Here is a 25,814-nt window from a genome sequence, read left to right on the forward strand (position 1 = left end):
TCCAAAACCTTAAATAATCCCACATGACTACTCATCAACGCCTGCATTCCCTCGATAATCTCAGAGCCATCATGATGTGGCTGGGCATAGTCGTGCATGTGTCTGTCAACTATATGGTCAATCCTGCACCTACGCCCTGGCGCGATAACCAGACCAGTTTGCTGGCAGATTTACTCATCGTCTTCATCCATGCTTTCCGCATGCCTGTGTTTTTCATCCTGGCCGGCTTTTTCGTTGCCATGCTGGTCGCCAAGCGTGGAACGACTGCCATGCTGCACCAGCGCGTGCGCAAGCTGGTCTGGCCCTTCATGGTGTTCTGGCCTTTACTGCTTGTCTCAATGAGTTTGCTGGTGGCAGTGTATGCGCATCTGAATGCTTTTGGCACGATGGGTCTGGACTTTGACCTTATTCCACAAATACCTGGCCGACCTCGGGTATCGCTGCTGCATTTGTGGTTCATCTATTACCTCTTCCTGTATTGCCTGGTGTATGCCTTGCTGCTGCGTTGGATCGCATTTATTCCATCGGCGCTTCAGGATGGTTTTGCCAAAACCTGGAAAATGCTGTGCAACAACTGGTGGGGTGTACTTTTGTTGGTTCTGCCTTTGGCGGCTGTTGGGAGCATCTACCGTAATGGCATGGTGACACCACTTGGTTCTTTCATGCTGCACCCCGCCGAATTCATCCATAGCGGCATGTTTTTTACCTGCGGGATTTTCCTGTATCGCTTTCAGGCAGATTTGCTTCCCCGCTTTGAGCGCAAATGCTGGTGGTATCTTGGTGCTGGCTTGCCTGCATTCATCCTGTTTTTGGCGCTGGTCAATATTGGCGCTAACGCAGAGTCAGCCAGCCTTGGCATGCAGGCAGTAATGGCGTATTTGTACAATAGCGTCAGCTGGCTCTGGAGCTTTGCCCTGATAGGTTTATTCCTGCGTTACCTGCCCAGCCAGAATCGCTTGCTGTCATATCTGGCAGACAGCTCTTACTGGGTTTATTTGGTGCACATGCTGGGGACGGTAGGGTTTGGTGTTTTGCTATATCACAGCCCGCTTGGTGCAATCGGGAGGCTGATCTGCAATATCCTGTTCACAAGCCTGTTTTGCCTGCTGAGTTACCACCTGCTCGTGCGCCACGGTTTTGTAGAGCGCTTCCTGAATGGCGGTGTGCAAAAATTACCGGCTGATTCTGGCTCTGTCAGCCAGGGAGTGACTTACTAAGACGTGGACATATTTCTTCTTATACCCTATACGTATAACTGCAATCAGTTCCAGTATTTGCAATTAGCACTGGCTTTGGTGCATGATAGCAGGCACCTTTAATACAGTCATAAGCGTAGGGATAATGGATATGCAAACTTCAGGTAACAAGGTACTTGCACCTTTGCCCAGCGGGCATGGTGCGCGCTGGTGGAAGTCTTTCGGGCCGCAGATAGTCGTGGGTCTGTTGGCCGGCGTAGTGGTGGGTTTGATAGCGCGCAACATGGGTACACAAGGTAGCGAGGCCAACTGGCTGCAGGTCGCGCTTGGTGCAATCGGCAATGCCTATGTGGGCTTGTTGAAACTCATGATCCCGCCCCTGATATTGACTGCGGTGGTCAGCAGTATAGCCAATCTGCGCCGTTTGCAAAATGCAGCACAGCTGGCGACACAAACCCTGATCTGGTTTGCGATTACTGCTTTTATCGCAGTTGCCATTGGTTTGACGATAGGCTTGTTGGCTAACCCAAGTGCAGGTGCGGTCGTTGACGCTGCCAAGGCGAGCGCACCATCAAGGACAGGTTCCTGGTGGGCTTTCCTGAATCAACTGTTACCGGGAAATATCCTGGGTATGACAGCCAGCAGCTCAGTCAAGCTGGTGGGGGAGAAAGCAGTCGCCAGTACCCAGCTTGGTTTTAATGTATTGCAATTGCTGGTGATTTCTATTGCTGTTGGCGTGGCTGCACTCAAAGTTGGTGAACGTGCTGAGCCATTGCTACGTTTTACTGATGCTGTCGGTGCAGTGGTGCAAAAAATATTGTGGTGGATCATACGCCTGGCACCGATAGGGACACTGGCCCTGCTGGGGGATGCGGTAGCTAGTTATGGCTGGGACGCGCTGGGTTCGCTCGCCAGTTTCAGTGCCTCAGTCTATGTGGGTTTGCTGTTGGTTTTGTTCGTGGTTTATCCCTTGCTGGTCAAGTTGCATGGCTTGTCAGTGCGTCAGTATTTCAGCGGCGTCTGGCCAGCCGTGCAACTGGGGTTTGTGTCACGCTCATCGATGGGTACCATGCCTTTGACAGAACGGGTCACTGAGCGTTATCTGGGTGTGCCGCGTGAATATGCGGCCTTTGCCGTGCCCTTGGGCGCAACCACCAAGATGGATGGTTGCGCCTCGATTTACCCGGCCATCTCGGCTATCTTTATTGCACAATTTTATGGCCTGCATCTGGATGTGACTCAACTGGCTTTGATCGCCCTGGTTTCTGTGCTGGGTTCAACTGCGACCGCTGGCACGACTGGCGCGACCGTCATGCTGACGCTGACCTTGTCCACGGTTGGCTTGCCGCTGGAAGGCGTGGGTCTGTTGCTAGCCGTAGAACCCATCATTGATATGGGCCGCACTGCGGTTAACGTCGCTGGTCAGGCACTGGTGCCAACGATAGTCGCCAAGCGCTTGGGTTTGCTGAATCTGGAACTTTACAATGCTGAGCGTACTGCAGAAGCACTGGAAGCTGAACCCGTGGCACATTAACATACTGAGCAATCATGTTGATGCTTTTTATTGCAAGAGCTTATTTCAATGGTGCGCATGACTATCTTCGATGCTGCCGTGGCCCGGTTACAAGCCATGGCAGCAACTCTTGAGGCCTTGTCTGGTGTCAAAATTGGGTTGTTTGAGTATGGTTACGACTGTTGAGCATTTTCATCAAACAATAATGGATTGATATGTCAGAGCCACAAGATTCAATGTAAAAATTATCAGTCTGAACCTGCCCTGCAACACTATCGCAAGTCCTGCTTGTAAGTCTGCGGGAATTGTTAAATACTGGAGTTGGGAAGGTTCCACAATCTCCGTCTCCTGTTCTTATTGCGCTCCTTGCTCATCAAGACGAAGTGCCTGCCCTGATTTGAAAGTTTGCAGGCGTGCGTGCATTTCTATTACTGTTTTTCTTTGGCGTCTGTGCAGATGTCAGTGCTCGTGAACAGCCCGTACAGCGTGAGGTATTGCGCTTTTCTTCTTCTCTTAGCGAAGCCGCTGAGGCTTTCGTAGACAGTAAAATTCTGTTGGAAAAACTGTGCAGGCAAAGCGGCCTGAACTGCAGCCTGACAGCCTATCCGCCCGGACGTGCGGTGAGGATGTTGCAGGTTAGTGAAACAGCAGGCGAATTGCCGCGCTTTGAAGAATTTCAACATCTGGCACCAACATCGAGCCGTGTCCCTACAGCTTTGGGTTATCTGAGTTTCAGTGTGCTGACCCATGACAAGAATATTATCGTGAAGTCTCTGGGCGATCTGAACAGGTATAAAGTATTTTATGTGCGTGGTAATGCAGCCATCGCGGCACACAAGGAGCTGGATCATCTGATTGCGGTCAGTTCGGAATACGATTGTGCCTATATGGTGTTGAGAAAGCTGGGTGATGCCTGCATCATGACCAAGTCACTCGCGCTGAAAATGCTTGAAGAGAATCAGCCAGCACCAGGTAGCTATAACCTGCAAGATTTGTTTTTCAAGCCTGTATATTTATATCTTTCCCCCCGTTACCAGTATCTGCAAGAGATTTTTGATCAGAAATTGAAGAATATGCGGCCAGAAGAAAAAATTGCGCAATAAATTTTAATACAAAGGTATTTACCTAAGTATTGGTTTGCGCTATATTATTCGCATGTCAATTCAGCAAATCCAACTCGACCATTTATTTTCTGCCCTCGGCGACACGACCCGTCGTGCAGTCTTGGCACGCTTATGCAAAGGGCCCGCAGCAGTCAGCGAATTGGCGCTAGAATTTGACATGGCCTTGCCTTCGTTTACCCAGCATTTGCGGGTACTTGAGCATTCAGGTCTGGTGATATCAGAAAAAAAAGGCAGGGTAAGGACTTACCAATTAGCACCAGAGGCCTTAAAAGAAGCTGAGCAATGGCTGGCGTCGCAGCGCAGTGATTGGGAAAAACGCTTTAATCAACTTGATGCATATTTAAACAAAATAAAGGAGAACCATGATGTCTGATGTCACGACGGAAGAGGGTAAGTTCGATCTGGTGCTGGAACGTATAGTCGATATCCCGCCATCCCTGGTGTGGGCTGCATGGACTACGCCCGCTCATTTGCTTGAATGGTTTACGCCCGCACCCTGGAAAACCGTGGACTGTGAAATTGACCTGAAAGCGGGTGGCATCTTCCGCACTGTCATGCGTTCGCCTGAAGGTGTCGATCATGACAACGCCGGTTGTTATCTCGAAGTCATACCCGGCAAGAAGCTGGTGTTTACCGATGCCCTTGGGCCAGGTTTTCGTCCTACCGGCAACTCCTTCATGACCGCCATCATTACATTTGAAGCGCATGAAACGGGTACAAGATATAAAGCCGTCGTCCTGCATAAGAATGCGGAAGACAAGCAAAAACATATGGAAATGGGATTCCACCAAGGCTGGGGTACTGCTCTCGACCAATTGGTCGCCCATATGAAAAAACTCAATTGACAGAGTAAAAAGAGGACGCAGACGGCATGCTACAACTCGCTTTTTTACACACTTCATCTGTACATGTGGCGGGCTTTGATGCGCTGATGCTGGAATTGGCACCAGAGCTTAAAGTACATCATCATGTTGATGAAAGTCTGCTTACGGTGGCACAGCAATTTGGAGCCGCTGATCCTGTCGTTATCAACAGCGTAGAGGCAGCGATGCAAGAGGCGGCCGCCAGTGGCGCGTCCATGGTGGTATGCACTTGTTCCAGCATAGGTGGGATTGCTGAGCGCATGAATGGACGATCAGGTTTGCGGACAGCAAGAATAGATCGTGCCATGGCAGACCGCGCAGTTGCATCAGGACCACGTATATTGTTGGTCGCGGCACTGGAAAGCACGCTGGCTCCCACCACTGAATTGTTGATGGAATCGGCCAGCGCCTCAGGTAAACCGGTAGTGATCAGTAAGCTCTTGCTGGACCATGCCTGGGCGTATTTTTTGCAAGGGGATAGTCAGGCTTATTTGCAAGCCATCACTAATTCTGTCAGAGCTGCATTGCATGAGAAAACTGCTGACATTGATGTCGTGGTATTGGCACAGGCATCAATGGCAGCAGCGACGAGAGGTTTGAATGATATGGGCAAGGAAGTCTTATCCAGCCCCAGGCTTGGAGTAACACATGCCATCAATTTACTGCTGAAAAACCAGAGCATTATCCTTACGCAAGCCGGGAGCGGCAATTACTCAACTAATACTCAATTTTCCTGGTAAATCGCAAACACTGCACCTTGAGGATCAGCCATGACAGCAAAGCGACCAGTATTTGGAATATCGCTAGGTGGCACATAAGTAGCCGCACCCAGGGCCTGCGCCTTGGCAGCCGTAGCATCGCAATCTGCAACACTGAAATACGCCAGCCAGTGCGAGGGTGCCATGGCACCGTCAGGCAAGTCCATCATGCCACCAATAGGCGTGCCATTGTGCTGCCATTCCGTATAAGTCATGCCACCATCGCTACCTGTTTTTGCACCCCAGCCAAACAAGGCCTTGTAATACGCCTCTGCTTTTGCCGTATCACTGGTATTGAGTTGTCCCCAGCAAAATGCACCCGGCTCGTTATGTATACCAACGCCAATATTTTTGCCTGGCTGCCAGATATTATGGAATGCACCTGTAGGGTCTTTTAATACAGCCATGCGACCCAGGTCAAACACGTCAAACGCCGGGACAATGACTTCGCCACCCAGTTCTGTGCTGTGCTTTGCAGTCGCATCTGCATCCTTGGTAGACACATAAATCGTCCAGTGTGGCGGTACGCCAGCCTGCTGCTCAGAATCCAGAGTGTATGCTGCTGCGGCATCATTTCCCTTGAGCTGGAAAATGGTGTAGTAACTTCCTGGCCCCATCTCATTGTCCTGGGCGCTCCAGCCGAACAGTTCACCATAAAATGCCTTGGCGGCATTTTGATCATTGGTGGCGAGTTCTACCCAACAAAAGGCACCAGGTGCGTGTGAGCTAACGATACTCATGCTGATATCTCCTTCGATTTTTATTTCGGTATGAATTCATTTGATGTAACCGCAGTAATGAACGTAGCGCAGTAATGAACTTAGATATAACAGTGCAGCCTCAGAATTATAAGCCGCTGCACCAGAAATGAAATGAGAATCTGTATGGAATATATGCACTTCATACGCTCGTTAAAACTTAATGTTATGCTATCGCATATCATTTTGTTGCCCGTCTGCAATTTATACTGGCATCGAAAGAAAAATCTCCTGAAATTATTCATTCATGCCATATAAAAAGACGCTGTTTTCTCTCTTCATTCTTGTGATGCTGACCGCCTGTCAGCCAGGTAATAGATCTGCAGCCAGTGCGCCTTCGCAACAAGATGCAATCCCTGTAGTGAGCAAGACTAGCCTGAGTGACTTTGAAAATTACAGCATGCTCAGCATACAAGATGACTGGAAGGTCGTCAGTTGGTCGGGTAAACCGGCAAGCCTGCCAGGTATTAAAAACAAAGCAGGAATATCAAGCACAATCAGCACAGTCAGCATACTGAAAAAAGAAAAGCAAGCCTGGCGGGTGGTGTCGCAAAAGCAGTTTGCCGATAGCTATAATCCACGCCTGCAGCTACATACTGAATTTACCCTGGCAGGAAAACCTGTATTCGTACTCAAGATACAGCAGGGTGCCGCATATGAGGAGTTGCAGGTTTATGGCATGGTACAAAGCGAATACAAGTTGCTGCAAACCCTGGTGGCAGGGGCTTTTGAATGGACTTATGATGTAGCCGGGAATAAAAAATCTCTGCTGGCAATATCTGCAACACCAGGTGAACAAGCCGAATCTTATCAATGGAATGGTCAGCAGTTCATGCTCATCAATGCTGCCGATGGTGCCGACGCTACTACTGGCACATCAGCAAAATCTGCTGGCTACGTCGTCGATTAAATTAATTCAGAAAACGAATTCAAATTGAAATTTTTCAAAAATTTAGCTCTTGCAGCGAACTCTGTATTTTTAATTACATTCATTTCGCTTGCAGTAAATGTGGACGCGCAAACAGTAGCTATCACCATTGACGATGGCCCCAATCTGGAACAGACACCTAGGCTAAGCCCTGAACAGCGCAATCAAGCCATGCTGAATGCCTTGGCTAAACATGGCGTATCAGCAGCTTTGTTTGTAACGGCGGACTATGCCGCAAAACAGCCTGCCGGTTATGCACTGGCTAAAGCCTGGGGGGATGCCGGCCACGCTGTCGGCAACCACAGCATGAGCCACCCTGATTTGCACAGTGATAAAGTCAGCCTGGCGCAATATCAGCAAGAAATCCTGGATTGTGACCAGATCATCAGCACTTTGCCTGGTTACCAGAAATGGTATCGCTATACCTATCTGCGGGAAGGTAATACGCCAGAAAAGCGTGATGGCATGCGTAATTTCCTGAAACAGCAAAATTACCGTAATGCCTATGTCAGCCTGGATACCAGCGACTGGCGCCTGAATGAGAAACTGGTAGACGTACTAGGCAAAAATCCACAAGCAGATGTGAGCGCCATCAAGCGTGCTTACATGGCTCATGTACGTCAGCGTGCCGAAGCTTATCGCGCCTTGTCCTCGCAATTGCAGGGACGCGATATTCCGCAAGTCATGCTCATGCATCACAATTTGATCAATGCTTTGTGGCTTGATGACGTTATCGCCCAGTTCAAGGATATGGGCTGGAAGTTTACTACACCAGCTCTAGCTTTCAGTGATCCTGTTTATCAGTTGATGCCAGAACGGGCAGCAGCGGGACAAAGCCTGTTACTGTCCATGGCCAGAACTTTGGGATTGGGCAAATTTAAGGGATGGGAGCGTCTGGTTGATGACGGTGATTTTGAGATTGAGCAATTGAAACAACAGGGTTTGTAATTTCTGGCAAAACCAGTCAGAGACAAGCATTGTGGCGCTCAACATCCATTTTCAAGGCAATATTGACAATCATCAGCGTGAATACAGGCAATGGCAGGACAAAATAGTTGTGTTCATGCACCAATAAGGTGAATCGAAATCTCTTTGCTTTACTCGTGCTGATGAATGTTGTCTTGTTTTGTATTCAGTATTTGTATTAAAAATTGTTGCTCGCCTTCAAGCATACTCCCTTTGGTATATGATCGAATCGGGTGAGTTTGTTGCTCCCTGAGTATTGTCGCTCACATCATGTCGATGCCGGTTTTCTGCATGCTGAACATGTGCAAGCAATCTCTGACCACGAATACCGGGTAGATATGAGTCTGGATACTTCGCATAAGAGCAATGATGACTATCAGCATTTGCTGAGCTTGCACCGGCTATGCATGAATGGTATTGCCCGCAAGGCTGCACTTGATGAGAGCTTGCATCTGCTAGTTGCCAGCCTGGGGATTCACTATGCAGGGTTGCTGACAGCTATCGTAGTCTTGCGTGGTGCTGAGTCTGGGGCTGAAACCAGTGTATCGATTGCATCAGATTTACCTGAACCTTGCATCGCTGTCGTGCATGCCATGCCATTCATGGCCGAAAATTTTCAACCTGCAAGTGCTGATACTGCGCAATTTGAGAGCCCGCATCAGGGCAGGTGTATCAAGGATTTGCAAGAAGCAGCGCAAGCTCGTGGACTGTGCCTGGTTGATGGCCTGCCTTTTTTTAATCATGAGCATACTTTGCTCGGTGGCTTGCTCTTTTTTGCAAGGGATAGATCCTCCATTAACAAGCCTGAAGGGCAAGTCCTGCATGAGCTTGTCAGCCTGATCGCCACTCTCGTACAACACGAACATGATCAGCAAAAAATCCAGCAGGCACAAGTATTGGTACGGCAAAGCCAGGCTAGCATGCAGCGTATGGTATTGGCGATAGAAGGCAGTGGCACTGGTATCTGGGACAGGGATGTGCCAGCCGGGCAAATTCATTACTCGCCGGGCTGGAAAGCAATACTCGGCTATACCGATGCAGAAATCTCGAACCGCATAGAAGAAAGTTATACCAGACTCCATCCTGAAGACCTGCCCTATGTGCAAGCCACCATGAAAGCACATTTCGAAGGGCAGACTGAACAATATGTGGTTGAACACAGAGTGCGTTGCAAGGATGGCAGTTATAAATGGATATCCAGCCGTGGCAAGGTCGTCAGTCGTGCGGAAGATGGCAGCCCCTTGCGTATGATAGGCACTACTACTGACATCACTGCCATGCGCACCTTGTCACAACGCCTGCAGGAAAGTGTTGATCTGGTGACTTGCCTGACCAATGAGGTGCCCGGTCTGGCCTATCAGTACTGCATGCATGCCAATGGTGAAGAAAGCTTTACCTACCTCAGCGAAGGTGTACACGATATTTATGAATTAAATCCGGCACAGATGCATGAAGGGGTGGCACTGGTACATGCGCGCATACACCCTGATGATTTTCCTGCTTATCGCAATGCCGTCCTGAAATCAGCCAGCAGATTGGAATACCTGCATCTGGAATACCGCGTCAACCTGCCGCAGCAAGGCATACGCTGGCGTCAGATGGATGCCAGACCGCGCCGCTTGCCAGATGGATCTACACTGTGGCACGGCTTTATTACTGATGTCACCGAACACAAACGCATAGAGCAGGAGTTGCAGGAACTGGCGACCATCGATTTTTTAACGCAAATTCCGAATCGCCGCAGCTTCATGGGCCGTATGGAAGAAGAACTGGCACGCGTACAGCGCGGTGCCAGCAAATCAGCCGCAGTCCTCATGTGTGACCTGGATAATTTCAAGCTGATCAATGACAGCTATGGCCATGCTGTTGGTGATCTGGTACTCAGGCATTTTGCCCATATCCTGCATGATGAATTGCGCAAGAGCGATTATGCCGGCCGCGTGGGCGGTGAAGAATTTGCCGTGGTGCTGGCAGGCACGGGCATTGCCGATGCCACCATTTTTGCTGAGCGCGTGCAAAAACAATTACTGAATACGCCAGTTAATGTACATAGTCACATCATCCCGGTGACGGTCAGTATAGGTATTGCCATCATGCAGGCAAGCGATATTGACGCTGATGTATCGCTATCATCCAGCGACATGGCTTTGTATCGCGCCAAGGAGGCCGGTCGCAACCGTATTATCGTCGCTGCAGATTAAGCACTATGTTTTGTTTGCCAGCCATTCTGCCCTGTCCATGGAATAGACTGCAGTATCCATGTCGTACCAGCGTTCTATGCCACGATATTGCATACCCAGTTTTTTCATGACATGGGCTGATCCATGATTGTCCTGGTGACAGACGGCGCACAAGGATTCTGCCTTGAGGTTTTCAAACGCAAATGCAACCATGGCTTGCGCGGCTTCTGAGGCATAACCCTTGTTCCAGCTCTCCTTGCGCAGACGCCAGCCTGTTTCCAGGGGATTGGCCGGGTCGCGTCCTAGATATTGTATGCAGCCAGCACCGATGACTTCATTGCTATCGAGTTCTATGAAACTCCACCAGGAAAAACCATACTCTATCCAGCGTGCCTTGACGCGCTCTATCATGGCCTGCGTGTCTTCCGGTGTATCTGGTTTGCCGGTAATGTATTGCATGACTTCCGGCTGGCTGTTCATGTGGAACAGGCCATCAAAATGGCTGTCGCTCATTGGTTCAAGGCGCAGGCGTGCAGTAGTGAGTATGGTCATGATCAGTCGGGTGGCTATGGGAAAGTGTTGAGTGTAAGCTTGAAAGTATTAGGTTTCAAGCACATAGCCATACGATCTGATATTTGCTAAAAAGTTTCAAGCCCTCAGCACATCCCTGATAAACACAGTGAGATCAGTAGACTGTGGCATGACCTTGGCCTGGTACATCATGTCACCGACAAAACCGCGATGATAGGTAGCGTGATTGACGACGTGCAGCAGCATTTCCTGGCAGCTCATGACACCCTCGCCACCACCGATGAAATTGAAATGAATGACGCTTTCCAGATCATCTTCATTCAAGTCTTGTGTGAAATTCCGGTACCACTCATTCATTTTTTTTGATGCATTCCACAGTTCGGTCAGTGGCGGTGTGGTGGCCGTATTGCGGTCTTGATATTCATGTTTTTGACCCAGTAAATGGGCACGAAAGACATCGTCGATGACATACACGTGATTCAGGGTATGCAGCATGTTGCCAAAGCGTGTCAGACGAGGGCGCAATATCTCTTCTTCTGGTAAGGCACTCAGCATGGAAAACATCTTGTCGTCTGCCCAGGATTTATAGTGGGTCAGCATGCGTATATTCGATAACATCGTCATTCATATTCTCCGGTTGGATAAGAAAACCTGCCTCTCAGATAGAATATGCTTGTTGATATTGCGCCAGTAGATACAGATGTTTGCGATTACGGCAGATACAATGCGAAAAACAAAAAAGCCACCAGAACATCAGTCTGGTGGCTTTTGAGCCTGCATCAGCGAGGAAATTATTTCTTGAATTTCGCTTCAGCGATGCGATCAGCGATAACGCTGGTTGGCAAGCCTTCTGCATCAGCGCGGGCAAATACTTCTGCCAGGGTTTCACCGATACGGCGTACATGGGCGACCATGCCGTCTTCTGGCGTGTTCAGGTATTCGTAACAAACCTTGATGATGCCACCGGCATTGATGACAAAGTCAGGCGCATACAGGATGCCTTTTTGACGGCAGAGTTCGCCCATCTCTGGCGTCGCCAACTGGTTGTTGGCGCCACCTGCAACGATCTTCGCTTTCAAGCGTGACAAGGTGTCCGGGTTCAGGGTCGCACCCAGAGCGCATGGTGCGTAGATGTCGGCTTGTACGTCATAGATGGCATCGATGGCGACGACTTCTGCACCCAACTCTTCTTGCGCACGTTTCAGTGCGGCCTGGTCGATATCGGTGACGATGAGTTTGGCGCCGGCTTCTTTCAACTGGCGTGCATAGTCATAACCTACATGACCCAGACCTTGCAGGGCCACGGTCAGGCCATCAAAGCTGTCGCGTTTGAAATGGTGTTTGACTGCTGCCTGGGCACCCACGAAGCAGCCCAGTGCGGTATACGGGGATGGGTCGCCACGGTCACCCAGACCGGCAACGTATTTGGTTTTGCTGGCAACATTGGCCATGTCAGCCGGGCTGGTGCCTACGTCTTCTGCCGTGACATAACGGCCGCCGAGGCGCTCCAGGGCTTCACCCAGGGCTTCAAACAGGGCAGGGGTCTTGTCAGTTTTTGGGTTGCCGATGATGACGCTCTTGCCGCCGCCGATAGGCAGGCCAGCAACTGCGTTCTTGTAGGTCATGCCGCGCGAGAGGCGCAATACATCACGTACAGCTTCAGCTTCATCTGCATAATTCCACATGCGGCAGCCACCCATGGCCGGGCCAAGATTGGTGTTATGGACTGCGATAATGGCTTTCAAGCCGGATTTGGCTTCGGATGCGAACACGACTTGTTCGTGGTCGTCGAAATTGATTTCATTAAATACAAAAGCGGTCATGCTTATGGCTCCGCGCGGTACAACCAGGTTCTGCCAGATCAGGCAAATGCAGTAGTGCCGCAAAAAAGTGATTAAATAAGTGGTGTTGTTATGCAAGTAAAACAGTCTCTGATCACTGGTTGGTGTAATCAAAAACACAAGGCGGTGATTGTGTCACGCGTGCGAAGTATAGGGTAAGAGGGGGCGAAACTCAATCTTGCCCTCTGGTTAAGCGTATGTAAGAGACTCAGGCTGCGACACTGATTTGCGTCATATCAAGCAATTCTTTCATGAAGCGCTCCTGGGTTTTCAGGCAAAAACCGGCTGAATAGGGATTCATGAACCCATGTTTGCTGCCTTTGACCAGTTCTGCATCGTGGTTGCGTTGCCTTAAATCGGCCACCAATTCTGCCGGTTCAAATGCCGCTTCCTGTTCGGCAAATATCAGGCGAGTAGGGCAGGCGGGCTGCACATCGCGATAATCCCGTATGCGTGAACCATAAAACAATATGGTTTGCTGCAGGCTGGACATAAATGGATTGGCACTATTGAGCCACAAGGCGCTGGCACCGGCGCTAAAGCCTATGGCGTAACGCAGGCTGGACTGGTTGGCAGCTATCAGTTGGGACAGGTGTTCTGCATACGCGCCAACTCCACCCTCGGCAATAAAGGCATGGTAAGCCAGGGTTTCTGCCGGGTATTGTGTTTTCTCACCGCTAAAAGGCGATGCAATCAGGCAAGGCACAGAAAATTGCCGGGCAAAACTGGCGATTGCCGGCGTATTGCCAAAAACATCAGTGACGATTAATAAGACAGGTGGTGAAGCAGGGGTGAATACAGTAACAGACACAATAAGCAGCTTGGTAGATACGCAGGAGGCGGGAGCCTACCGGACTTATGCTGACATTGCAAGAAACACGCTTATATTTAGCTAATGTTGCAAGCTGGTAATGCATGATTGACACTAGCATGCATGCTCATGGATACTTGGCAAGAATTGGAACTTTTTGTTACAAATCAGCTTCTTAGTGAAACATTCATTATAAATATACGGAGATCCACCATGTTGCGACCCAGTCTGATTTTTCTTTCCCTTGCCTTGTCATTGACGGCATGCAGCAAGGGAGGAAAGGATGGCAAGGAATCGGACCAGGCCAAGGCCAGTGCCAGTGCAGGTTCAGCAAGCTCAAAGTCAGCCAGTGCCAAGATACCGGACAGCCCCTTGCTGGTGACGCAGGAAGATTTGCAAGTGATACAAAATAGCGCACTGTCGTCCGGCCCTGTGATTACCGGTTCGATACAGCCAGAACGCAAGGCCGATCTGCGCTCAGAATTGTCTACGGTGGTCTTGCAAGTATTGAAAGAAAATGGCGAGACAGTGAAACGTGGTGATTTGCTGGTGCGTCTGGATGATACCTCGATACGTGACAGCCGCAATTCTGCAGAAGAAGCTGCCAGGGCATCAGCCCAGTCACTGGAGCAGGCCGAACGACAATTCCAGCGCCTGAAAACTTTGCGCGCATCCGGCATGACTTCTACCCAGCAACTGGAAGATGCGGAAATCCGCCGCAATAATGCCCAGAGTGATCTGGTGGCCGCCAAGGCACGTGCTGCGCAGGCGCGTCAGCAAATGCAACGCACGGAAGTGCGCGCCCCCTTTGATGGTGTAGTCAGTGAACGCAAGGTTTCAGCTGGTGACACCGCACAGATAGGCAAAGAACTGGTCAAGGTTATTGACCCCACCAGCATGCGCTTTGAAGGCTTGCTGTCGGCCGACAAGGTGAACAATGTCAAGATAGGCCAGACCGTCAGTTTTCGTGTCAATGGCTATGGTGACCAGGTTTTTGCAGGCAAGGTGAAGCGTGTGGATATGGCAGCAAACGCCACCACCAGACAGGTGGAAGTGCTGGTAGCCTTTGCAGATGCCACACCGCCAAGAGTATCTGGCCTGTATGCTGAAGGCCGCATAGAAACAGGTTCTACCCAGACCCTGATGATCAAGAGCACAGCCTTGCTGCGTGATGGCGACAAGGCTTATGCCTGGCGCATCAAGGATGGCATCATCAACAAAATCAGTATTGTCGTTGGTGAGCGTGATCCGCGTCGTGGTGATTTTGAAATACGTAGTGGCCTGGCAGATGGCGACAAGGTGATACGTAATCCGGTTTCCACCCTCGTGGATGGACAAAAGGTAAAAATGGTAGCCTCAGCCGGTGCCGACCTGACTGCTTCAGCCGCCTCGGCTTCAGCTTCAATATCGGCTTCAACTCCGGCAACTGCCAATCCACAAGGGAAATAAATCATGTTCCTTTCCGATTTCAGTATCAAGCGTCCGGTCGCGATGATCGTTATCATCATCGCCCTCATGTGCATGGGTTTGCTGGCGCTGAAGAAACTCAAGGTCAATCAGATTCCCGATGTGGAAGAGCCGGTACTGGTGGTCAGTATTCCTTATCCGGGTGCATCGCCAGAAACGGTGGAGCGCGAGATCGTCAATCGCCTGGAAAAATCACTGCAAAGCATTACCGGCGTGTATCAGGTGCGTTCAACGGCATTTGAAGGCCGTGCGCAAGTCGTGATTGTTTTTAATTTCAATAAAAACCTGATCGAAGCCTCGGATGAGGTGCGTAATGCAATTGCATCGGTACGCTATAAATTACCGATAGAAATGCGCGAGCCCATACTGCAGCGCAGTGACCCCTCGGCGCAACCTATTATGCAGATGGCCTTGTCTTCCAGCACGCTCAGCCACGCCGAAATTTCACGACTGGCAGAAGATGAATTGTCCGACAAGTTTCGCGGCATAGATGGTGTTGCTACCGTCAGCGTGAATGGTTCCCTGCGCCGTGAATTGACAGTATTACTACACGCCCAAAAACTGCGTGAATACAATGTCTCCGTTGGAGAAGTGGTTACTGCACTGCGCAATCAGAATACCACCGCACCCGTGGGTAAGGTGAGCGGCAAACTGGATGAGCAAAGCATACGTCTGATAGGCCGCATAGAATCTCCGGCAGAATTCCAGAATATCGTTATCAAGCGCCGTGGTACTGATTTGGTCAGGCTGGCGCAAGTTGCTGAGATTGCTGACAGTTTTGCCGAAATTGGTGGTTTCAGTGTGCGCAATGGTAACCCCAATGTCGGTATCTCAGTCACACGCTCACGTGATGCCAGTACTGTGACAGTAGCCAATAAAGTACGGGACTTGATAGAAGAGATTAATAAGACCCTGCCAATAGGCAGCAAGCTGGAAGTCACACAGGATGGCGGCAAGGATGCACAGTCCAGTCTTAACAACGTCATTGAGTCATTGATGTTTGGTGCCGTGCTGACGATTTTTGTGGTGTACGTATTCCTCAATTCATGGCGTTCTACCCTGATTACGGCGATGAGTTTGCCGACTTCAGTGATTGCCGCTTTCATCGCGGTGTGGTTGTGCGGCTTTACCCTGAACTTCATGACCTTGCTGGGCCTGTCACTGGCAATCGGTGTATTGATTGATGATGCGATTGTGGTGCGCGAAAACATCGTGCGTCATATGGAAATGGGCTCAGACCGCCGCACTGCCGCCAGCAATGGCACCAAGGAAATTGGTCTGGCGGTTGCTGCAACCACCTTCTCTATTATTGCCGTGTTTATTCCCGTGGCCTTCATGCCCGGTGTTTCTGGCGAATGGTTCAGGCCGTTTGCGCTGACGGTTGCCAGCTCTGTCCTGGTCAGTCTGTTTATCTCGTTCACGCTCGATCCCATGTTGTCTGCTTACTGGGGTGACCCGATAGGCCATCATATGGAGCCCAAGCGTGGTATCAGTCTGGTGCTGGCCAAGTTCAATACCTGGTTTGATCACCAGGCTGACCGCTATGGCAACGTGATCGCCTGGGCCCTGCATCACCGCATCTGGATGGCCCTGATCGCAGCACTCAGTTTTGCCGGTGCCGTCGGCCTGCATGCGGCCAAGGGGGGAACCAGTTTCTTGCCAGTCTCTGACAATGGCACTCTGGTTATTGACGTACGCACGCCATCCAGTTCCAGTCTCGATTATGGTCGTATGAAAGTTGAAAAAGCCGCTGAGCTTGCACGCACCATTAAAGAAACCAAGGCCACCAATAGCGTTATTAACAGCGGCGGTGGTCGCGTGTATGTAGACATTGGCAAGAGTACCGAGCGCAAACGCTCAGCAACTGAGGTGGGTGTCGAGCTGCGTAAGCTGGTAGCCACCATCATTGGTGCTGAATACGTGGTGCAGGATGATCTGAGTAACGGCGCCAGAAAGCCAGTACAAATCAGGTTCTCTGGCCCTGACTCGAGGAAACTGACCGAGATTGCCACTGACTTCATGGGGCAACTGAGTAAAGTGCCGGGAGCGGTGGACGTAGGTTTATCCGAGCAAGATCCTAAAGATGAGTTGCAGATAGAACTGGATCGCGGCCTGGCAAACTCCCTTGGTATCTCGGTCAATGATGCCGCCCAGGCCTTGCGTGTGGCATTTGCCGGTGTCGAGATCGGTGACTGGGTTGATCCCACTGGTGAAGCGCGTGACGTGGCAGTGCGCCTGCATCCGGATGACAGAATCAGTGCAGAAAACATAGAACGTCTGCCTATCGCTGTGGCCGGTAGTGACAAGATGGTGCCGCTGGAGCAAATCGCCAAGATCACCATGGGCAAGGGACCAGCCAAGATCCAGCATACCGATGGCAAACGCATGATAGAAGTATCTGCCAACGCACAAGGTAAGTCTTCAGGTGAAGTCACAACTGAGGCTTTGAAACTTGCCAGGGCCATGAATTTTCCTGCCGGCTTCGGCATAGAACTCGGTGGCGCGGCACGTTCGCAAAAAGAATTGTTTACTGAAATGACCATTGCCCTGGTATCTGGCATAGGCCTGATGTACCTGATCCTGGTCATGCAGTTTGGTTCTTTCACTGCACCTATCGCCGTCATGCTGTCCCTGCCTTTGAGTCTGATAGGTGTGGTAGTGGCCTTGCTGCTGACCAAGGGTACATTGAATCTGATGAGCTTCATCGGCATCATCATGCTCATGGGCCTGGTAGCCAAGAATGCGATTCTCTTGCTTGATTGCGCCAGGAAGCGCGAAGAAGAAGGCTACGACCGCGAAGAGTCACTCATGTATGCTGGCCGCAAGCGCCTGCGTCCTATTCTGATGACGACCTTTGCCTTGATTGCCGGTATGTTGCCGGTGGCCATAGGTCTGGGTGAGGGCGGTGAGTTCTATCGCCCGCTGGCGATCGCGATTATTGGCGGTACCATCACTTCCACCTTCCTGACTTTGCTGGTAGTGCCGACCTTCTATGACAGTATTGAAATCAGCCGTGACCGCATGCTGGCCAAGTTCCGCCGCCGTGAATCACGCTGGAATACCTTCTTTGCCTTCATCGCGACTTTTGTTGAAGCCTTGCTGACATTGGTCATGGTACGTTTTATTTTCCGTCTGCCATTCAGAGCGTGGCGAAAAATCAGCGGCAAACCTTCAGTAGCCTGATGTAAAAAATGCCCACCTGACAAGTGGGCATTTTTATTTTCAGTGCAGGATTTTCTTTATACGCAATAAAATTTTTTTGCTTAAATTTTATTCATAACCGTATCGTGATGAACCCATAAGTTTTTTATTTTTGCAGTGCACAAAGTCAATATTCATGCGGCTTGCAGCCTGGTTGAAGATTCGCTTTACATGGTATTTTGATGGCTCTCTGGCATCATTTTCAGGCTGTACTTCAAGTGATCTTCAATACACTGGTTTTCCAGGTCAAATGGGGGCGTTTTCAGGCTTGACTACCCCCTCACAAATCTGGATACTTCGCCCACTGTTTTTCCAGATATATCCATCTTATATGCTGGCAAAACTTATCCTTGACCCCAAAAGGCAAGCCCGTCTTCAAGAGAGATAGTTTGCCCAGGCTGTGAAAAAAACAATTGAACAGGAGAGACGAATGACTCAATCCGTGGCTATGGATAGCGTTGAAAAAGCGCAAATGCCAAAGCAAATACCCTATATCATCGCCAATGAAGGCTGTGAGCGCTTCAGCTTTTATGGCATGCGCAACATCCTCACACCTTTCCTGATTACCAGCCTGCTTTTGTCCATGCCAGAAGAACTGCGCAAGGGTATGGCAAAAGAGGTGTTCCATACTTTCGTCATTGGCGTATATTTCTTCCCCTTGCTGGGTGGCTGGCTCGCCGACAGGTTCTTTGGTAAATACAATACCGTTTTCTGGTTGAGCCTGGTGTATTGCTGTGGCCATGCCTGCTTGGCAATTTTTGAGAGTAACCGCAACGGATTTTATACCGGGCTATTCCTGATTGCCCTGGGGTCGGGGGGTATCAAACCCCTGGTGACCTCCTTTGTTGGTGACCAGTTTGACCAGTCGAACCGCTCCCTGGCGCAAAAAGTATTTGATGGTTTTTACTGGATCATCAACTTCGGTTCTTTCTTTGCCTCTTTGCTGATGCCCATCTTCCTCAAGGAGCTGGGGGCAAGTATCGCTTTTGGTATCCCGGGTTTGCTGATGCTGATCGCGACCATCATTTTCTGGTCTGGCCGTACCAAATACGTTCACGTGCCACCGGCACCGCGTGACCCGCATTCTTTCCTGAATGTGGTGCGTACTGCATTGACCACCGATGTACCAGGTCAGGCAAAAAGCGGTTACTTCATGGCAGTGGCGGGTGCCTTGCTGGCAGTAGGTTCTTTGTTCCTGATTCCTAAAGTTGGTATCGTTGCAGCGCTCTGCCTGGCATTGGTGCTGGTTCTTGGTTTTGGTGGCATGGGCGCCTGGATGCAACTGGAGCGTGCCCGCGGCATTCATCCTGACGTAGCAGTTGATGGCGTGCGTTCAGTATTGCGCATCCTGGTGGTGTTTGCGCTCGTGACTCCATTCTGGTCTTTGTTTGATCAAAAGGCATCAACCTGGGTCTTGCAGGCAGATCAGATGACCAAGCCTTCATGGTTCCAGTCTGCTCAAATGCAGGCTCTGAACCCACTGCTGGTGATGTTGCTGATTCCTTTTAATAACCTGGTCTTGTATCCGTTGTTGAAGCGCATGGGCGTGGAACTGACTGCTTTGCGTCGCATGGGACTGGGTATTGCTTTCTCTGGTCTGGCCTGGATCGTGGTTGGCTTCATGCAGTTGGCCATTGATGGTGGTAACCCCCTGACCATCACCTGGCAAATCCTGCCATATGCCTTGCTGACTTTTGGCGAGGTCCTGGTATCTGCTACCGGTCTGGAATTTGCCTATAGTCAGGCACCACTGGCGATGAAGGGTGTGATCATGAGTTTCTGGAACTTGTCGGTCACTATCGGTAACCTGTGGGTCTTGCTGGCCAACTCCAGTGTCAAGAGTGAAGCAGTGACCGAGCAAATCAAGTCTACTGGTATGAGCGTCACAGCTTTCCAGATGTTCTTCTTTGCCGGTTTTGCCTTGTTGGCAGCTTTCCTGTTTTCTCTGTATGCGAGAAGTTATCCTATGTTGAATAACTATCGTCAGGCCAAGTAAGACAATGACGCACAAAAAAACCGCATGAATTTATCATGCGGTTTTTTTTCGTCCGGCTGTTGCTTAAGTAATTGTTTAGCTGATTGCTTAGCTTACCATTCAACGCAGTATTTCGTTCAGCACGCGTCCTTCAGAACCAGAAGGCGGGCGCACACGTAACAGGTGCGCCAGCGTAGGTGCAAGATCCATGACTTCAGCATATTGGCCATAGGAGCCTGCCTTGAAAGGTTTGCCCATCAGTATCAGCGGCACATTGGTGTCGTAGATATAGGGTGAGCCATGCGAAGTACCGTGAGTCTCGCTACTGAAGTACCAGTAAGGTTTTACTATCACCATGACATCGCCGGAGCGTTGTTTATGCCATGCACGTTGTACCAGTGTGCCTATGCGGGTACGCGGCAGGTTGCCATTTTCAAACTGCGTACGGGTAAAACTATCTGCAACACCTGGCAAACCCAGCAAAAATCTGGCGGCAGCATTTTCCACATCTTCGCGTTTCAGGTTTTTTTGCTCTATCAGTTTATAGTCGAGCAAGAAGTTGGGAGCAGACCATTTGCGAACCAGGTCTTTTTGCCCAAATTTTTCTGACAGATGCTGGTTCAAATCTGCGGTCATCTTTTTGCTATCCAGACGTTGCGCATCACGTTTGATGGATTGTGCAAATTCCGGCACATTCGGGAAACCGTGATCGGCGGTCAGCACGACCATGGTGTTTTCCAAACCTATACGCTTGTCGAGATAGGTGAAGAAATTTGCCAGCATCCTGTCCAGCCTTTGCAGATGATCATGTGACATGCGACTCTCTGGACCAAAGCTGTGATTGACATAATCATGACTGGACAAGCTGACACCCAGTACATCCGGCACGCCAGTCGGGTTTTGCCCCAGTTTTTCTCCTTCGATGGCGGCGCGGGCAAAGTCCAGGGTCATTTCATCGACATAGGGGCCAGTGTATAAATCTTTATAGTAGTCAGCATCAGGCTTGCCCGACTTGCTGGTATAGACAAACGGGAAACGCTTGTCTTTTTCTTTTTGATTGATGACCAGTTCATCATTGGCATCATTCACATAAGCGGCATCAGGCAGTAGTGGACGCCATTCCTTGCCATAAAAACGGTCTTGCGGTTTTGCAGCCTGGTATTGCTGTACCCATTGTGGGTGGGACTTCATGTAATACGTGGAACTGGCAAAATTGCCGGTCTTGCTCATATACATATAAGCGGTGCCAGTTTTGCCCGCCAGCAGGATCGCACCCCTGTCCTTGCCGGATACAGTAATCACCTTGCTGTGCTCGCCGTTCGAATAGCGCAATTCATCACCCAGGGTACTGACGCGCAGATTGGCAGGGGATGTGCCGTCACTGCCCTTGGTTTCTTCACCGATATAAGTGTGTTGCTTGTCTTCTGTGCAATAGATGGATTCCAGCGTGACCGGGTCTATCCAGTTATTGCCTATGATGCCATGTTGATAAGGATATGCACCAGTGAGCACGGCAGAGTGACCCACTGCTGTTACAGTAATTCCATGCGCCTGATGCGCATCTGAGAACCAGGCGCCCTGATCCAGCAAACGGCGGAATCCGCCCTGACCAAATTGATCACGATAACGAACGACTTGTTCCTGAGGCAGACCATCGACGACCAGAACCACGATCAGTTTGGCTTGTACAGGTTTTTCAACTGCAACAGCAGCGTGGGACGACAGGCTGGCAGAGGCGGTGAGGCAAGTCAGTAAAAACAGGCGGCGCATGGGCCGGGATATGCTTGGCAAGGGATTCTTCATGATGTATTGTCGAATGGTCAATGATGGTGGCGTTGGCTGATATGGGCTAGCATAGGCTAATGTAAGAGCCGACTTTGACACTGATCGGCACTCAAACTAGCATACACTAAGTGATGCTTCTGACAAGCGCATGACAGCGTAAATCTTGAGCAAAATACATAAGGTTTCCAGTATGTATTTTTTTATATTACATTTCACTTCGGTCCTTTATGATTGTTGCAGCCCAAAAACAATCTGCCTGATCTTGCATTTTCTTACTTTGCTCACCGTTGCCCGGCAGTAAAATGAAATGGCGCATCCCAGCATACATATAAGCGCGGAGCCGGGCTCTGATAGGATCATTCTTGAACAAAGATAATTATTTTGCTTACCTGTTTGATATCTTGCCAGTCGCAATAGCGATTGTTGTGGATGGTAAATTGGTAAAACTCAATCCCGCTGCGGTGCAGTTGCTTGAAGTCAGCGATGAACAGCTATTGATTGGTAAATCTGTCGATGAATTTGTTCATCCTATTGATCAACCAAGGTCACAAGGACGATTGAAGAAGCAGGGCAACAATTGGGCAAATGCGAATAGCAAGTTTCGCATACGTACCAGCAAGGGTAATTTTCGCATGCTGCTGGTGATCAGTAATGCCATCGTATTTGAGGGCAAAGATGCTGTCATGATCAGTGGTATGGACATGACTGAGCATAATGAGATGGAAGAGCAATTGCGCCTGAGTGAATTCAATTTCCGGCGTTTGTTTGAAAACATGCAAGACGTGTATTACCGCACCGATGTTGACGGCATAGTGCAAAAAGTCAGTCCGGCAGTATCTAAAATATTGGGATACACCCCTGAAGAGATTGAGGGCAAACCTGCCGCAGCACTATATCCGCAGATGGCGGACAGGGAGGCCTTCAGAAAAGAAATCATGCTGCACGGTATGGTCAGTGATTTCCCCGGACAAATGGTCACCAAAGATGGCCGCACCATTGATATTTCAGTCAATAGCCAGGCCCTGTTTGACGACGAGGGTAATTATGCAGGGGCAGAAGGTATCTGCAGAGATGTTACCCAGCGCAAGATGCTGGAAAGGGAATTGCAAAGACTGGCAACCACAGATTCCTTGACTGGCATAGCTAACCGCCGGGCCTTTCTTGAGCATGCCGAGCACATATTCAAGAGCTGTCAGCGCTACCAAACCGAGATGACTTTGATGATGCTGGATCTCGACTACTTCAAAAGCATTAACGACAAATATGGCCATCAGTCTGGCGACCAGGCGCTGATTCGTTTTGCTGAGGCCGTCAAACTGGAGTTACGAGAATCAGATTTGTTTGGACGCCTTGGAGGGGAAGAATTCTGCGTACTCCTGCAGCAGGCCAGTCAACCAGAATCCATGCTGGTGGCTGAGCGCATACGCGCTCACATACAGTCTCTGGTCTTGAATTCGGCTGCTGGCGATGTCTTCGTGCTGACTGTAAGTATAGGCATCGCGACATACAGGTCAGAAGACGATCGCCTTGGCCGCTTGCTGGAGCGTGCAGACAAGGCTCTATATCAGGCCAAGAGTCATGGCCGCAACCGGGTTACCTGGGAAATCTAGAACTCATTTCATAAATAGGGTGAGATGCGTTTGTCTCATAACACGGGCTGGCAAAGGTAAAGCAGGGAATTCGTGCAGCATGCTGCACGCCTGCGTACGATGTGCGCTTGCAAGCGCACATGCGCCCTGCAAGGGGACGAGGCAGTCAATAGCGGTGCTATTGATCACGAGTCGAATTGTCAAAACCTGTAGACCAGTACGCGTTATGAGGCAAACCCTTAGTGAACTGACGATTTGGGCGCATTGCAGCGCGTAGTGTGCCACCTCGCGCTTGCAAAGGCACCAGCCTTAGCTTCACAGGGTACACACCTTAGGCCTTGCACTACATCCCAAATCGTCTTGTTCGCACTCATCCTATTTATGAAATGAGCTCTGGAATTTCCCCAGGCGACTGGCTGATCAGGCGCTCAGGCTCAAAATCAGTAACAGATAAATCAGCAAAGAACATCCTGCCACGAACAGCAAGGCTATCGTGCGCCACAGGCTGGCAGCTACTCCCAATTGATAAGCCTCACGTAATTGCCTGAACATATGCAGGGGCGGCACAAAAACAAATAACAGCGATGCCGTGGTACTAAAATTCATGGCATTCAGTATGGCCGTGGTCATCAGAAGCAAGGCCATGAAGGACAGGGAGTACAGCGAAAATACTGCGTGATCGAACATGCCATATCTGCGCTTGAAGATGAAGAGCAGCCATAAAAACGGCAAGGAGATAGGCATGAGCATGAAGGCAAGCTTGGATGCATTGCTCTTCATTTTGTATAAGGTCAATTCAGGTGTATTGACCGCATGCCTGATTTTTTCCTGTATGGATGGAAGAGAAGAAGTAACCGTTACTTTTTGTTTTTTCTCCGCTTGCTTTGCCTGATTTTCTTCTATTTTTTTATACAGTTTTTCATCCAGTTTTTGCGCCAGTTTTCCCACGCCACGGTTCTTGTCATCGTCCTTTACCTGGCTGTTTCCATCATTTTTGATGCCAAGTAAATTCAGTGAATTTTCCAGTGCAGTGATCTCTGATTTAAGATCGGCGATGCTTTCATCCAGTTCTTCCAGTTTTGAGTTACCTGCCGGCAGTTGACCGCGCTCGCCCTCCAGGGATGTCAACTTTGCCTGACTCTCTTGTAAAACCTTGCTGATACCTTCTCTGGTATGCGGTTTGTCAGAAATGCTCTCGAGCGGATTACTGGTCGTGAAAGAAAACACAAAGAACATCACGAAGATCAAAAACAAAAACAGGGCCAAAGGTGATACATAGCGCGTGCGCTGACCTTCTATGTAGTCACGGGTCAGTTTGCCAGGTGACCAGATCAGTTTTGGAATGGTCCGCCATGCCTTGGTCTCAAAATGAAACAGGCCATGCAAAAGCTCTTCTACCAAATGCAGCAGGGAACGATGAATATGGGCTGATTGTCCGCAGGCATGACAATATGCACCCTGCAGGACGGCATTGCAGTTGGCGCAGGTATGATGAGCTTCATCAGTACTGGCAGCATGATGCACGTTTTTTTCTGCTTCGTTCACTAACACTGCTTCTGCTGCAAGGTCTGCAGCAATTTCTACATCCAGATTCATACGTTTGCTCTCTGATTTTTTTGATTGTACGATGTTGAGCTTCCCTCAGTCCGGCAAGATAGCACAATTCAGGTATGGATTTGATAATATGATGGACTTTTTCCAGTTGGCCGTTAGAGCTTCTATTTGAGTTGCTTGCAAGGATATCCGTATGCGTCTGTTTCAAATATTGCTGTCTTCATTCTTGCTTGTGTTGAGTAGCGAGGTACTGGCCCAGCGGGCTGCCTCTGGTGAAGATTGTTTCTTCTTGGGTGGGCAGGCTGATGCACGTGTATGCCTGGAAAAACGTGTCATTGACAGCGATGTGGCACTCAGACAGGCGGAGGCAGATACTCTTGACCATGTGCGTCGCTGGGACGACACCCCAGAAAACCGCAAGCGGGTGAATAATTATTTATTATCCTCAGGCAAACAATACTTGCGCTATCGTAAAGAACAATGCGAATTACAGGCCGCCCTGGCTGCTGGCGGCACCGGTGGTTCTCATCGGCGTTTCTTGTGCATACTGGAATTGAATGAGCAGCGCATGACTCATTTGCAAAGCGTGACTGAAGTGGCGAAGCGCTAAAAATACCTGCCTGATCTGGCGCAGAAGGGTTCTGGGCAGTTTGCTATGAATGCGTTACCTGATCCATATGGCACTTGTCAGTGAACCTGGTTTCCTGCATATTTACTTATGCTATCCCTGCAGTTGGTGCTATCCTAGAAGTCACTCCCTTCCTGCGTATGTAA

21 protein-coding genes are annotated in these 25,814 nt (G+C 49.8%); 14 read left to right on the top strand and 7 right to left on the bottom strand.

Translation table 11 applies throughout. From position 1 onward, the window contains the following. Positions 1–23: 23 nt before the first annotated feature. From AC3WQT_RS20375 to AC3WQT_RS20400, 6 genes are all read left to right on the top strand, one after another. Entirely contained in the window at positions 24–1,217 is a 1,194-nt protein-coding gene (locus AC3WQT_RS20375; RefSeq protein WP_492706511.1) for an acyltransferase family protein, read from the top strand. Between the two features lie 130 nt (positions 1,218–1,347). Then, positions 1,348–2,730 (top strand): dicarboxylate/amino acid:cation symporter, encoded by a 1,383-nt coding sequence (locus tag AC3WQT_RS20380; protein ID WP_492706513.1) that lies wholly within the window; start codon positions 1,348–1,350, stop codon positions 2,728–2,730. Between the two features lie 392 nt (positions 2,731–3,122). Further along, complete coding sequence (locus tag AC3WQT_RS20385) at positions 3,123–3,812, top strand: hypothetical protein (RefSeq protein WP_492706515.1); 690 nt, start codon at positions 3,123–3,125, stop codon at positions 3,810–3,812. Positions 3,813–3,864: 52 nt separating this feature from the next. After that, the gene (locus AC3WQT_RS20390) at positions 3,865–4,206 is read left to right on the top strand and encodes an ArsR/SmtB family transcription factor (RefSeq protein WP_492706517.1); all 342 of its coding nucleotides are present in this window, start codon (positions 3,865–3,867) and stop codon (positions 4,204–4,206) included. Then, complete coding sequence (locus tag AC3WQT_RS20395; protein ID WP_492706519.1) at positions 4,196–4,678, top strand: SRPBCC family protein; 483 nt, start codon at positions 4,196–4,198, stop codon at positions 4,676–4,678. Before AC3WQT_RS20390 ends, AC3WQT_RS20395 begins: the two co-directional genes overlap by 11 nt. Before the next feature lie 26 nt (positions 4,679–4,704). Then, on the top strand, positions 4,705–5,436 hold the full coding sequence (locus AC3WQT_RS20400; RefSeq protein ID WP_492706521.1) for an Asp/Glu/hydantoin racemase: 732 nt from the start codon (positions 4,705–4,707) through the stop codon (positions 5,434–5,436). Here AC3WQT_RS20400 and AC3WQT_RS20405 read toward each other — a convergent pair. Continuing rightward, complete coding sequence (locus tag AC3WQT_RS20405; protein ID WP_492706523.1) at positions 5,421–6,194, bottom strand: VOC family protein; 774 nt, start codon at positions 6,192–6,194, stop codon at positions 5,421–5,423. The two genes, AC3WQT_RS20400 and AC3WQT_RS20405, sit on opposite strands and share 16 nt — an antisense overlap. 379 nt (positions 6,195–6,573) lie before the next feature. On the opposite strand from AC3WQT_RS20405, the gene AC3WQT_RS20410 reads away from it, so the two are divergent. The 3 genes from AC3WQT_RS20410 (at position 6,574) to AC3WQT_RS20420 (ending at position 10,307) form a co-directional block, all read left to right on the top strand. After that, complete coding sequence (locus AC3WQT_RS20410) at positions 6,574–7,122, top strand: hypothetical protein (protein ID WP_492706525.1); 549 nt, start codon at positions 6,574–6,576, stop codon at positions 7,120–7,122. Positions 7,123–7,221: 99 nt separating this feature from the next. Continuing rightward, the gene (locus AC3WQT_RS20415) at positions 7,222–8,088 is read left to right on the top strand and encodes a polysaccharide deacetylase family protein (protein WP_492706527.1); all 867 of its coding nucleotides are present in this window, start codon (positions 7,222–7,224) and stop codon (positions 8,086–8,088) included. 251 nt (positions 8,089–8,339) lie between these two features. Beyond that, positions 8,340–10,307: a sensor domain-containing diguanylate cyclase gene (locus AC3WQT_RS20420; protein ID WP_492706529.1), complete on the top strand. Its 1,968-nt coding sequence runs from the start codon at positions 8,340–8,342 to the stop codon at positions 10,305–10,307. A 3-nt stretch (positions 10,308–10,310) separates the two neighbouring features. Here the strand turns inward: AC3WQT_RS20420 and AC3WQT_RS20425 are convergent, their stop codons facing one another. The 4 genes from AC3WQT_RS20425 to AC3WQT_RS20440 all read right to left on the bottom strand — a co-directional run bounded on the left by AC3WQT_RS20425 (position 10,311) and on the right by AC3WQT_RS20440 (position 13,469). Continuing rightward, positions 10,311–10,838: a GNAT family N-acetyltransferase gene (locus tag AC3WQT_RS20425; RefSeq protein WP_492706531.1), complete on the bottom strand. Its 528-nt coding sequence runs from the start codon at positions 10,836–10,838 to the stop codon at positions 10,311–10,313. 96 nt (positions 10,839–10,934) lie between these two features. Beyond that, positions 10,935–11,441 (bottom strand): DinB family protein, encoded by a 507-nt coding sequence (locus tag AC3WQT_RS20430; protein ID WP_492706533.1) that lies wholly within the window; start codon positions 11,439–11,441, stop codon positions 10,935–10,937. Positions 11,442–11,608: 167 nt separating this feature from the next. Next, positions 11,609–12,640, bottom strand: coding sequence for a Leu/Phe/Val dehydrogenase (locus AC3WQT_RS20435; RefSeq protein WP_492706535.1), 1,032 nt, complete (start codon positions 12,638–12,640; stop codon positions 11,609–11,611). A 226-nt stretch (positions 12,641–12,866) separates the two neighbouring features. Then, on the bottom strand, positions 12,867–13,469 hold the full coding sequence (locus AC3WQT_RS20440; RefSeq protein ID WP_492706537.1) for a dienelactone hydrolase family protein: 603 nt from the start codon (positions 13,467–13,469) through the stop codon (positions 12,867–12,869). Positions 13,470–13,682: 213 nt separating this feature from the next. Here AC3WQT_RS20440 and AC3WQT_RS20445 point away from each other — a divergent pair, with 213 nt between their 5' ends. The 3 genes from AC3WQT_RS20445 (at position 13,683) to AC3WQT_RS20455 (ending at position 20,133) form a co-directional block, all read left to right on the top strand. After that, a complete protein-coding gene (locus tag AC3WQT_RS20445; protein WP_492706539.1) occupies positions 13,683–14,918 on the top strand; it encodes an efflux RND transporter periplasmic adaptor subunit in 1,236 nt (411 codons plus the stop codon). Positions 14,919–14,921: 3 nt separating this feature from the next. Next, entirely contained in the window at positions 14,922–18,119 is a 3,198-nt protein-coding gene (locus tag AC3WQT_RS20450) for an efflux RND transporter permease subunit (RefSeq protein WP_492706540.1), read from the top strand. A gap of 448 nt (positions 18,120–18,567) precedes the next feature. Continuing rightward, entirely contained in the window at positions 18,568–20,133 is a 1,566-nt protein-coding gene (locus AC3WQT_RS20455) for a POT-type proton-dependent oligopeptide transporter (protein ID WP_492706542.1), read from the top strand. 99 nt (positions 20,134–20,232) lie between these two features. On the opposite strand, the gene AC3WQT_RS20460 is transcribed toward AC3WQT_RS20455, so the two are convergent. Further along, positions 20,233–21,903, bottom strand: coding sequence for an alkaline phosphatase family protein (locus tag AC3WQT_RS20460; protein ID WP_492706544.1), 1,671 nt, complete (start codon positions 21,901–21,903; stop codon positions 20,233–20,235). A 356-nt stretch (positions 21,904–22,259) separates the two neighbouring features. Here AC3WQT_RS20460 and AC3WQT_RS20465 point away from each other — a divergent pair, with 356 nt between their 5' ends. Continuing rightward, positions 22,260–23,507 (top strand): sensor domain-containing diguanylate cyclase, encoded by a 1,248-nt coding sequence (locus AC3WQT_RS20465; RefSeq protein WP_492706546.1) that lies wholly within the window; start codon positions 22,260–22,262, stop codon positions 23,505–23,507. 399 nt (positions 23,508–23,906) lie between these two features. On the opposite strand, the gene AC3WQT_RS20470 is transcribed toward AC3WQT_RS20465, so the two are convergent. Continuing rightward, positions 23,907–25,082 carry a DUF3667 domain-containing protein gene (locus AC3WQT_RS20470; RefSeq protein WP_492706548.1) on the bottom strand — a complete coding sequence of 392 codons (1,176 nt, stop codon included), beginning with the start codon at positions 25,080–25,082 and terminating at the stop codon, positions 23,907–23,909. Positions 25,083–25,233: 151 nt separating this feature from the next. Here AC3WQT_RS20470 and AC3WQT_RS20475 point away from each other — a divergent pair, with 151 nt between their 5' ends. Beyond that, on the top strand, positions 25,234–25,650 hold the full coding sequence (locus tag AC3WQT_RS20475) for a lysozyme inhibitor LprI family protein (RefSeq protein WP_492706550.1): 417 nt from the start codon (positions 25,234–25,236) through the stop codon (positions 25,648–25,650). The last annotated feature ends 164 nt before the right edge of the window (positions 25,651–25,814 follow it).

The sequence above is a fragment of the Undibacterium sp. FW305-107 genome, assembly GCF_058788535.1.